Below are 969 nucleotides of genomic sequence, written 5' to 3' on the forward strand. Positions count from 1 at the left end.
GTGGTGGGAGGGGTCGTATGGCGGCACGTATCAGCCAACGACCCGAGGGCCTGATCGGATGCGGTGCGGACACCGCCGATCCGGTCAGGCCCTCGCGTGGACCAGCGTCTTCGCCGGGATCAGGTACCTGCGAGCGGCATCGCCGCGGCCACCAGGCGGCCGTTCGCCGCGGCCTTGTCCAGGGCGTCGCGGAGCAGGTCCTCGCGCGGCTGGCGGCCGATGGTGCCGACCGGGGCGGCGAAGACCAGAACGGTGCCCAGCTTGGTCGCGGCGGTCCGCCAGCCGTCGGTGACCTGGAGCGGCTGGTGCGCCTGCCACCAGGCGACCGCGCCGGCGCTGCCGGGCTGGAGCACGGCGTGCAGCCGGCCCATGGCGAGCAGTACGGACCAGCCGGGCAGCGCGGCCGGGACCTCCTGGACCTGGCCGAGCGGCTGGAAGCCCTGCTCGGCCAGGAGCGCCAGGAAGTCGTCGCCGCCGCCGATGGAACCGGGGCGGGCGATCGGCCCGGTCGGCTCCACGACCAGGGCGGGATACAGCTCGTCGGCGAGCAGGACGAGTCCGCTGGTGACGCCGAGGACGGCCGGCTGGGGCGCGGCGCCGGCGGTGGCGGGTACGGCGGCGGCCGCCGGGCGCGGACCGGCGTCGGCCTCGCCGGTGATGGAACGCACGGCGCCCTGCAGCTGCTCCTCCGCGACCTGGACCACCTGGGAGGGCAGGCAGGTGGCGTGGGCGAAGGCGAGGACCGCGGTCTCGTCGCCGATGAACAGCACGGTGCTGGTGCGTTCCTGCCCGGAGTCGCCGGGGGTGCGGCAGGAGGTGCAGTCGTAGCTGCCCGGGGAGTTGTCACCGGCGAGCAGCCGGTCGGCCTCTTCGTCGCCGATCTCGGCGCGTACGTCGTCGCTGACGTCGAGCATGCGCGGCACGGGTGCTCCTAGGAGTTCGGTACGTCGTTCGGGGTGGGGGCGGGCC

The 969-nt window shown here is 74.9% G+C and carries 1 protein-coding gene; it reads right to left on the reverse strand.

Annotation, left to right across the window (positions count from 1 at the left end):
- Window positions 1–119: 119 nt before the first annotated feature.
- Entirely contained in the window at window positions 120–923 is an 804-nt protein-coding gene (locus GUY60_RS37895) for a DUF8842 C-terminal domain-containing protein (RefSeq protein WP_161706031.1), read from the reverse strand.
- Window positions 924–969: the final 46 nt, after the last annotated feature.

Source organism: Streptomyces boluensis (assembly GCF_009908195.1).
GTDB classification, from domain to species: Bacteria; Actinomycetota; Actinomycetes; order Streptomycetales; family Streptomycetaceae; genus Streptomyces; species Streptomyces boluensis.